This is a genomic window from bacterium, from assembly GCA_040755795.1.
Lineage (GTDB): Bacteria > UBA9089 > CG2-30-40-21 > CG2-30-40-21 > SBAY01 > JBFLXS01.
In genome coordinates this window covers 1-10,954 of the sequence record JBFLXS010000106.1, presented here as the reverse complement: position 1 = coordinate 10,954, position 10,954 = coordinate 1, and the positions used below count along the sequence as shown (strand labels likewise).

6 protein-coding genes are annotated in these 10,954 nt (G+C 38.9%); 5 read left to right on the top strand and 1 reads right to left on the bottom strand.

Going from position 1 to position 10,954, the window contains the following annotated elements:
• Positions 1-8: 8 nt before the first annotated feature.
• From AB1414_08685 to AB1414_08670, 4 genes are all read left to right on the top strand, one after another.
• The gene (locus AB1414_08685; GenBank protein ID MEW6607515.1) at positions 9-5,738 is read left to right on the top strand and encodes a PQQ-binding-like beta-propeller repeat protein; all 5,730 of its coding nucleotides are present in this window, start codon (positions 9-11) and stop codon (positions 5,736-5,738) included.
• Positions 5,739-6,138: 400 nt separating this feature from the next.
• Positions 6,139-6,807, top strand: coding sequence for a hypothetical protein (locus tag AB1414_08680; protein MEW6607514.1), 669 nt, complete (start codon positions 6,139-6,141; stop codon positions 6,805-6,807).
• Positions 6,808-7,230, top strand: a complete 423-nt coding sequence (gene ruvX, locus AB1414_08675; protein ID MEW6607513.1) for a Holliday junction resolvase RuvX — start codon at positions 6,808-6,810, stop codon at positions 7,228-7,230. It begins immediately after the preceding gene.
• Between the two features lie 108 nt (positions 7,231-7,338).
• Positions 7,339-8,595: a hypothetical protein gene (locus AB1414_08670; protein MEW6607512.1), complete on the top strand. Its 1,257-nt coding sequence runs from the start codon at positions 7,339-7,341 to the stop codon at positions 8,593-8,595.
• A 278-nt stretch (positions 8,596-8,873) separates the two neighbouring features.
• Here the strand turns inward: AB1414_08670 and AB1414_08665 are convergent, their stop codons facing one another.
• Positions 8,874-9,038 carry a hypothetical protein gene (locus AB1414_08665; protein ID MEW6607511.1) on the bottom strand — a complete coding sequence of 55 codons (165 nt, stop codon included), beginning with the start codon at positions 9,036-9,038 and terminating at the stop codon, positions 8,874-8,876.
• 65 nt (positions 9,039-9,103) lie between these two features.
• Between AB1414_08665 and mnmE the strand changes: the two genes are divergently transcribed.
• On the top strand, positions 9,104-10,486 hold the full coding sequence (mnmE, locus tag AB1414_08660; protein ID MEW6607510.1) for a tRNA uridine-5-carboxymethylaminomethyl(34) synthesis GTPase MnmE: 1,383 nt from the start codon (positions 9,104-9,106) through the stop codon (positions 10,484-10,486).
• Positions 10,487-10,954: the final 468 nt, after the last annotated feature.

Below are 10,954 nucleotides of genomic sequence, written 5' to 3'. Positions count from 1 at the left end.
GGCAGACATTGATTGGTAGTGTTTCGCCGACATCTGGCACGCAGACACTATTTACAGGTCTGACTATTCCGACGATTGGGACACTTACAGCGGGTTTTGGCTTAATCACTGGCTATGCAACCATCACCATCAATGTTGGGACATTGAGTTATATTATCATTGACCCGGCAAGTGCGACACTGACTGTTGCCGGGACAAAAACATTTAGGGCTACCGGCTATGATGAATATGGCCATATTATCCCTGATTTGAGTTTCAATTGGACATCAAATATGGGCAGTGTTTCGCCGAGCATAGGAACATTGACATTCTTTACTGCTGGAACAACAACTGGTGTAGGTAGTCTAACTGCCTACTATGGTTCGATTACTGCTTGTGCTACCATTACTGTCAGGTCAGGCACGATTAGTTATATCGTCATAACTCCATCGACGGCTACACTTATAGTAGATGGCACACGCACATTTACTGCCACTGGATATGATGATTCTGGCATTCCTATTCCAGACCTGATTTTTACCTGGTCATTCACCATTGGTTCTGTTTCTAATACTACCGGCATTGAAACCTTATTCATCGCTGGCACAAGAACCGGTATAGGCAGTCTTACGGCAAGTTATGGTACTATTAGTTCGTCGGCAACGATTACTATTCTTCCGGGGACACTAAATTATATCATTATCACTCCAGCTACAGCAACACTTATGGTGGCTGGCACACGGACATGGACAGCACAAGGATATGATAGTTATGATAATCTTATTTCTGGCCTGGTATTTGGCTGGACTACCTTTATTGGTAGTGTTGCTCCGAGTTCAGGGACTCAGACACTCTTTACTGCTGGGACAAAAAGTGAAATCGGAACACTCACGGTTAATTTTGGCACTTTCACTGCAATCGCAACTATTACACTTATCCCAGGCACATTAACCTGTATTATTATCAACCCATCAACGGCAAGTTTATCGGTGCAAGGGACAACAACATTTACGGCCACTGGCTATGATGTCTATGGAAACCCTGTAGAGTTATCTTCTATCTGGGCAACAGCAATTGGCAGTGTCCATCCAACTACCGGAACCAAAACATTATTTACCGCTGGAACTTATGCTACTACCGGGACATTAACTTTTACCTCAAGTGGTATTACGGGTGTGGCAACGATTACTATTACTCCAGGCACGATAACCTTTATTCTTATTACACCCGCAACTGCAACTGTATCAACAGGTGGCTCAAGAACATTTACGGCTCAAGGGTATGATGAGTACAATAATTGCATTGGAGGGCTTATTTTTAATTTCTCGGTAGTCATTGGTAGTATTACACCAACTACTGGCACCAGAACGACATTTACAGCCGGGACAACGACTCAAACCGCAACACTTACGGTTACTTATGGCACGATAACCAATATTGCTACTATCACCGTTGTTCCCGGAACTTTAACCTATATTATAATCGAGCCAGCGACGGCGACTATGGGAATCGAAGGAACAAGAACATTTACGGCTAAAGGCTATGATAACCAACATAATCTAATCGAGAATTTAGACTTTACCTGGCAGACATTAATTGGTAGTATTTTACCAACTACAGGGAGTCAAACACTATTTACGGCAGGCACTCATTCCGTAGTTGGCACATTAGCCGTAAGTTTTGGTAATGTGATTAATTATGCAACAATAACTATTACGGTCGGGACATTAAATTATATTGTTATTACTCCTTCATCCGCAACACTTATGATTTCTGGCACAATAACATTTACCGCCCAGGGATATGATGTGTATGGAAACGCAATTCCTGATTTAAGTTACAACTGGTCAACGGCGATAGGAAGTGTTACGCCAACTATTGGTTCATCAACCAGATTTACCGCAGGCACTCAACCTGTTACCGGGACTTTAGCGGTTATTTCAGGGACTGTTACGGCTAAAGCAACTATTACGATAACTACCGGTGGATTACATCATATCACTATTACACCACAAACAGCCACGACAACGGTTAATGGGACTATATCATTTACGGCACAGGGATATGATGTTTTAGGTGGGACTGTAACAGGGATAACATATACCTGGACAACAAATATTGGCAGTGTTTCACCAGTTGAAGGAGCAGGGACAACCTTTACGGCAGGAACCAGAGCATTGACCGGGACATTAGCCGTAACATCAGGCTCTATTACGACGATAGCGACGATTACTATTACCCCGGGCACGCTTACTTCTATTGTTATTAATCCTGCAACTGCAACGGTTCAGTTGAGCTACACTAAGATTTTTACTGCATCAGGCTATGACCAGTATGGTAATTATATTCCGGGTCTTTCTTATAATTGGTTAGTAACTATAGGCACTATTTCTCCAATTGTCGGTGGAACAACGACATTTACCGCGGGTATGGAGACAGGTGAGGGGACATTAACCGCAAATTATGGCACCGTGAGTCAAAGGGCAACGATTACAGTTACAGGACTAACCCATATGTGGCCAATGTGGCGATATAATCGGTCTCATACCGGTGTGAGTTCTTATCCTGACCCAATTTCGGTCGTTAGTAAATGGACTTATAATACGGGTGTCGATATTTATTCCTCACCGGCAATTGGTCATAATGGGGTTATTTATTTTGGAACAATTGAACCTGCTGGCAAACTATATGCGATAAAATCTGATGGTAGTGCTAATTGGACTTCACCTTATTCTACGATTGGACCTATCTATTCTTCTCCTGCTATTGACAGTAGTAGTGTTCTATATGTTGGTGAGGCAAGTATAGGTTACCTTTATGCCATAAATTCAGATGGGACTGCCAGATGGCAATATCAAACCGGTGGGCCTATTTATTCATCGCCGGTGATTAGTTCTAATGGCAATATCTATTTTGGGTCAAATGATGATAAGATTTATGCATTAACTCCAAATAACACATTGGTTGGAAGTTACTCAACCTCAGGTGATATTCAATCTTCACCAGCGATTGGGACAGATGGCACGGTGTATGTTGGGTCTTTAGATGGTAAAATTTATGCCCTGAGTTCAGATTTAAGCACATTGAGAGGAAGTTACACGACGGGTGGTGCGATTTATTCGTCTCCAGCAATTGCTGAAAATGGAATAGTCTATGTTGGTTGCAATGATAATAAGATTTATGCCTTTAACTCTAATTTAAGCACATTAATCGGAAGTTTCACTACTAATAATGATATTCGTTCTTCTCCAGCGATTGGGACAGATGGCACGGTGTATGTTGGGTCTTTAGATGGTAAAATTTATGCCTTGAGTTCAGATTTAAGCACATTGAGAGGAAGTTACACGACGGGTGGTGCGATTTATTCCTCACCTGTCCTTGGTGGAAATGGAATGGTGTATATCGGTTCAGATGATAATAAGATTTATGCATTTGACTCGGTGCTTAATTTAAAATGGAGTTATGCCACAGGTGAGGTTGTGCGTTCTTCTCCAGCGATTGGGAGTGGCTCGACAACGATTTATGTAACCTCTTATGATGATAAACTTTACGCATTTCGGGAAAGTAGCATTCATCATGTAACGATTACACCAGGCACAGTCGCGGTAGGCTTGCAGGGAACAGCAACTTTCTCGGCACAGGCGTATGATTCCTCTAATGCTCCTATTTTAGATGCCACTTACACCTGGCAGTTAAGTTCTGGATTAGTTGGTCAAATATCACCGACTACTGGAACCTCTACCGTTTTTACAGCATATAATCTGGCTACCAGAACAACGATATTAAAAGTTACCTCAAGCTCGGTTCAAGGGATGGCAACGATTACGATTAATCCTGGTACAGCCACCAAAGTCATTATGGATACCACGACTAATAATCAATCAGCGGCGGCTGGTTCATCGTTACCATATCCATTCAAGATTACAGTTACAGACCAATACAATAATGGTGTTGGAAACATTGCGGTGGAATTTACTATTACCGCTGTGCCCGGTGGTGCATCTGGGTATCGTTTTTACGAGCCACCTACTCTAACTGATGCAGATGGTGTGGCGAGGGCAATGTTAATTCTTGGGAATAAACAAGGAACTTATACCTCACTGGTAAAAACACCGGGATTGAATTTAACGGATTCTCCGGCGACATTTACCGCCTTTGCCACTGCACCAACTGCAAGACTTTCAATAGAACCTTCAAACCTTGGTGTGAGCAATGGAGCATTATTTGATTTGAATATCCATCTAGCAAATGTCTTTAACCTTAAGCGGGCATCGGTTTATGTCCGATTTGACCCGGCATATTTAGAGGTGCAAGATGCTAATCCGACAAAACCTGGCGTTCAAATTACGCAAGGTTCATTCCCTGCCGGTGGCTATAATTATTATAATATGGCAAATAATGGCAGTGGGACGATATTATATAAAGTTTTAACAGACTCGGCAGATGGTACCGGTACATTAGCCACAATTAAGTTTAAGGCATTACAAAATGGTTCAACCACAGTATTTTTTGATTTGGGCACTGGAACAAGTAAAACAGAACTTACTGACCCAGAAACTAATCCTATTCTTTTCACTATGGCCACAGGGACAGTGACTATTGGTCAGGGTGAGGTAAAAGGAGCGGCAATTATCTTTAAACCACCATTTGGTTATTCATACTCAGTCTATCATGAGGGACTTTTAATTACGGCACCTTTTGGCACAACCACAACAACGGCTAATGGACAATTTCAATTTCCGGCTGTTTCCCCGGGAACATATATCGCCACGGCAACAACGGCTGGGGCAATAAGACGCTATTGGCCTGATTTCACTGTAGTTGCAGGACAGGTAACGGATATTGGCACAAAAACTTTATATACCGGTGATGCAAATCAAAATGGTGTCTTTGACGGCACGAATGATATAGATGTTATTGTGGAGGCAATGTTTGGTTCTTATAATCCCGCTGCTGACTGCAACCGAAATGGAGTAATAGACGATATTGATATTGATATCTGTCTATATAACTACGACTATAATAATCCACCACCATCACCTGCTCCACCAATAGAATATCCTCAACAACAAGGCAATATTTCATTAATGGTTATTTCCGAAAACGAAACTCTAAAAGTAGGGGAGACATTTAAAGTAACTATTAAGGCAGATTCACAGGCTAAAGTTAGAATATTTGGTTATTATCTTGCCTATGACCAAACAGTTTTAGAAGTAGTAGCTACTGATGACAAGCAACTTAAATCAAGGCAGTTGGTTGATGGTGTATATACTGTTCATGGAGTTAAGGATGGAAAAATATGCTACATCGCTATCTCGCTCAAGAAAGATGCCTTTAATCCCACTATTTCGAATACCATTACCTTCAAGGCTAAGGCAAAAGGAGCAACTTTATTATCATTTACACCAAATACCAGGTTTATAGATAGAAGCTGGAATCTGGTTGAATTCAGTTCAAACAAAATCTTAATTAACATCCAGGCAGATACGATTGACCAACTATCTACAACTTTAGCTAATGCCCATCCATATCCAAATCCATCCAGGACTGGTGAGGTGCATTTTGCTGGATTAACGGAGAATACAACGATTAGAATTTATAATATTGCTGGTGAATTGGTTTATGAGAAGGAAAACTTTAATGGTGAATGGCGATGCAGAAATTTAGCCGGCGAGCCGGTTGCGTCAGGGATTTACATCTATGTTTTGACAAATGATAAAGGACAGATAAAGAAGGGGAAGATTGGGATTATTCGTTAGAGATAAAAAAACAATCTGAAATCCGCACTTACCCCTAAATGACTGAGCCATTACAGAATTAGCGAATTTTTTCGACCTGTGCAATTAGAAATAAAAGGATAATTGATTAAACAGATTACATTTTTTTATTGTAAGCTGATTAAACAGATTTTTTTTGTAAGCGGATTAAACGGATTGAGCGGATTTTTTTATTTCTTTTTCCGCTAAATCCGTTAAATCCGCTTACTAAATCCACCCGCTTACTATTAAAAATCTGCTTACTTAATTTTCTACCTGCACAGGTCGAAATTTTCCTTGACAGATAACAAATTTTGTGGTAAAGTAATAATTAAAGAAATTTGGCTATTTAGCCGATATATAAAAAGAGGGGATATTATCTACTTAAAAGGAGGATAAGAAAATGAGTTTAGAGATAGGTTTACAGGTGTGGCCAATTGTAGGATTAGTCGTAATAGGAAGTGTGTTTGTGTGTATAATTTGGTATCTTGCCAGACAGGTTCGTAAATCAACTACGGCCTCCTGCAAATTAATAGAGGAAATTAAAGAGATTCATAAGTCAGAGAGTATGCCTTATGTGATTGTAGATATTAAGCCCAGAGAAAGTCAGATTCAAGCATTGGAAGTAGTGATTCGCAATATAGGTGGAGGAGCGGCGTTTAACTTTAACTGTAAGTTTGCTCCAGACATCCTATATCGAGACAAACCCAAAATAACTATTTCGGAGTTACCTATCTTTAAAAACTTGAAGGTGATTCCGCCAAAAGAGGAGATAAGGTTTTTCTTTGCCCAGGCTATGGAATATATAAACGACCCAGCCAAACCTAAAGAATTCGAGGTGTTTATCGCGTATGAAGATATGTTTAAACAAATGCACAATGATTCATTTCATATTGATTTGAATATTCGCAGTGTCCTGCTATTTACGGAAGAAAAAGGGTTAAATGATGTTGTTAAAGAGGTAGAAAGACTTACGCGCGAAATCTGCTGGTTGCGTCGAAGTGTCGAATTTGGAATGAATGGTTATGGCAAAGGGACCCCAGAAGCACTGGCTTTGAAGAAGAAAATATAAATGAGAATTATGGGTTTAGATATTGGGGAGCGGAGAGTTGGTGTAGCAATAAGCGATGAATTGGGAATAACCGCTCAAGGAATAGAGGTAATTGTTCGAGAAAGTGATGCTTTACTTTTTAGTCACCTTGAAAGGTTAATGAGTAAGTATCAGGTAGAAGAAATAATTGTTGGACTACCAAAGGAAATGAGTGGGAAGATAGGAATACAGGCGAATAAAATACTTAACTTGGTTGAAACAATGAAGTTAAATTTAAGTATCCCAATTAAAACATGGGATGAACGCCTCACCACTAAAATAGCTAAAAATACATTAAAAAACGCACCATTAAAAAAGAGAAAACAAAAAGCCACGGTAGATAAATTAGCCGCAATTTTAATATTACAAAATTATCTGGATTTAAAGAGGCAAACCCTTAAGTAATTGGTAACTGGTGATTGGTAACTGGTAACTAATTACCAGTTACCAATTACCAATTACCAATTACCAATTACCAGTTACCAATTACCAAACATAAGGAGGTAGATAAGAATGAAAAAAACAACAGTTGAAAAAGATGAGGTAAAGAGTGATTTGTCATCTTCAAAAGATAAAGGAATTATTGGAAGGATAGATTTGGGTGAAGCAACAGGAGAATTCGTTTTCTCAAAAGACAAAGGGATTGAAGGTGAAGCACAACTGGGCGATGCCAGGGCTAAATTTACCTATTCAAAAGAAAGGGGTGTTTATGGCATTGTCGATATGGGTGGCGTAGAAGGTGAATTTACTTACTCCAAAACAAAAGGCATCGAAGGAAATTTCAAAATGGATGATGCTGAAGCAAAATTTACATTTACACAGGAAAAAGGTATTTATGGAACCGTAGATATGGGAGGTGTCATTGGAGACTTTAATTATACTAAGGACAAAGGAATTGCAGGAATCATAACGATGGGTGATGTCGTTGCAGAATTTAGTTATGCAAAAGAAAAAGGTATCGTGGGAATCATTGATATGGGCGGTGCAGAAGGCGATTTTACATACTCAAAAGAAAAAGGTCTATTTGGAGCAGTAGATATGGGTGGTGTGCCAGCTGATTTTACTTACTCTCTTTCTAAAGGAATTGAAGGAAATGTAAAAATGGCTGATGCCAGAGGTAAATTTACTTACTCAAAGGAAAAAGGCGTTTTTGGAACTGTAGATATGGATGGTGTGCCGGGAGATTTTACCTTCTCAAAAGAACGCGGTATCGTGGGAACAATAGATATGGGTGAGGTAAAAAGTGATTTTACTTATTCTAAAGAGAAAGGTATTGAAGGAACTATTGAAATGGGCGAGGCAAAGGGTGAATTTACCTATACAAAAGAGAGAGGTATTCACGGAACAATAGATATGGGTGAGGTAAAAGGAGGCTTTGTCTATACTAAAAAAGGTGCAGAAGTGGGAACCGTAGAAATAGGTATGGAATCAATTATGCCTGAAGGCATTAAAATGGAATTAACACCACCTCTTGAAGAAGTCCTTCCTCCTCAAATCGAAGAACCAACAATACCACTGCCAGAAGAAGGTGCTAAACCACCGCTATCTTTAGAAGAAGAAATGGCTGAAACAGTGGCTAAAAAAGCCAAAGAAGCCGCCATGAGGGCAGAAAAAGTCCTTGGAAAAGCTATTGATGAGGTAGTTGAAGAAACAAAACTACACCAGGAAACTAAAGAAGAAAAACACGAGGAAGAATTTACATATTTCGATGATAAGACAAATATACCCATAGAGAAGATAATAGAAGAAGTAGAAAAAAGTTTTAAATAATCTCCACAAAGGTAACTATTCAACCACTGATTAACACGGATTAGCACGGATAAATACAGCGGTCAGAAGATATAGCGGTTATTAACGGGAAGTTTACATAAGCTGGAGTTTCGTGAATTTATTCATCATGGTTTAACCATAACCTTGCAATATAAATTCCAAATTTCAAATAACAAATTCCAAATAAATTCCAAGCACCAAATTCCAAAACCTATTGCTTTATCAATTTTGTTAAAGAGAGTTGAATATTTTGCTCAATAATGTCAGATTTAGGTTTTTCAATAATTGAAGGACACACCTCTAACCCCTCTCAAGAGGGGAATATAACTCTTCTTTAATTCTATTGCCTCATTGAAAAGCACTTTTCCTTCTTTTGTTTGGAATTTTGATTTTTGGTCATTGGAATTTATTTGTCCTTTGGAATTTGTGATTTGGAATTTCATAACCATATCTGGGTCAAATTTCGATTAATAAGTGCTATAGGCTCATACCATGGAGATTTGCGAGAGTGTATATTTTGAACGATACCATTGCCGCTATTTCTACACCTTTAGGAGAAGGTGGAATTGGTATTGTGAGATTAAGTGGTAAAAAGGCGATAGAAATAGCAGATAAGATATTTAAAGGTAAAAATCGGATTTCTGAATTTACAACTCATACCATCCATTATGGGGAAATAGTTGAAGCAAACAGCAAAGAGGTAATTGATACAGTTCTTCTTTGTGTGATGCGAGCTCCAAAGAGTTATACCTGTGAGGATGTAATTGAAATTAATGCACACGGCGGAATTGTTTCCTTAAACCGAATTTTAGAAACAGTTTTATCCCTGGGTGCACGGTTGGCACTACCAGGTGAATTTACTAAACGAGCATTTTTAAATGGCAGAATTGACCTGTCCCAGGCTGAAGCAGTTGTAGAATTAATTCGAGCTAAAACAGACCTTGCCGCTAAATTTGCCCTTTCTCAACTATCAGGTAACCTCTACCATGAAATATCCAATCTCCGTAACCAGATTATCTCTTTATTAGCCGAGATTGAAGCGTCGATTGACTTTTATGAAGAAGATATTGAATTATTGCCTAACACGGAAATTTTAAACAGATTAAATGAAACTAAAACAAAGATTGAGGAATTGATTGACAGTGCTAAATATGGCAAGGTGTTGCAACAAGGCGTAATAACCACGATTATTGGTCGTCCTAATGTGGGTAAATCAAGTCTATTAAATGCTTTGGTTGGACAACCAAGAGCCATTGTAACTCATATTCCCGGCACAACGCGAGATACGATTGAAGAAACAATTGACATCGAAGGTATTCCTTTAAAGGTGGTCGATACTGCAGGTTTACGGCATACGGTTGATATTGTTGAAGAACAGGGTGTCCAACGAGCAAAAAAGGCTTTAAATCTGGCTGATTTAATTATGTTTGTGATGGATGGTTCTGAAAATATTACTCAGGATGACCTGATAATTATGGATGAACTAAAAAATAAACAGACCATCATCATTATCAATAAATTTGATTTGCCGCAACTTATTGAAATCGACAAGGTTAAAAACTATTTACCCGATAAACCCATCATAAATCTTTGTGCCACCCAGCAATTGGGGTTAAATGAGCTAAAAAAGAAAATTAAGGAAATATTTCTTGCGGGTAAAATATTATCAACTGATGCTCCTCTCATTACCAATATCCGGCATAAAGAGGCATTTATATCCTGCCTTAAGAATATAAATTCGGCTATCAAGTCAATTGAGAATAATCTTTCTTTTGAATTTAGTTCGGTTGACCTGCGAGAATCACTGGATAATCTTGGATTAATAATCGGTGAGACTGTTACTGAAGATATCTTGAATGAGATATTTTCAAAATTTTGCATCGGGAAGTAAGCCAGTGAGTAACTATTCACCACGAAGAGCACGAAGGACACGAAATGGAATTTAATGTCTTGTAATTTTCGGCAGTGTCTGACAATAACTACAAATTTTTTCGACCTGTGAAATAGGTCGACATGGGAAAACAAAATTATACCACACTACTTGGTGTAAGAAAAGGAGATAGGGAGATTAAGTGAGTAAGCGGATTAAGCGGAAAAAATGGGAAAAAATAAATAAATTCGTTTAATCCGTGTGACAAATTTTTAATAGTAAGGGGATTTAATAGTAAGCGGATTTGTAACTATTCACCACGAAGAGCACGAAGGACACTAAGATGTTACAGAACAAATCTCTTTATGCCTTCTTCCAATCTTTCCACTTGAATTCAAACAAACATGGCTCAAGAGTTCGATCCACCGCTATAGTGCATCCAATGACTCTATTCGATAATTCATCAAATTTCACTTCGTGCTCTCCGTG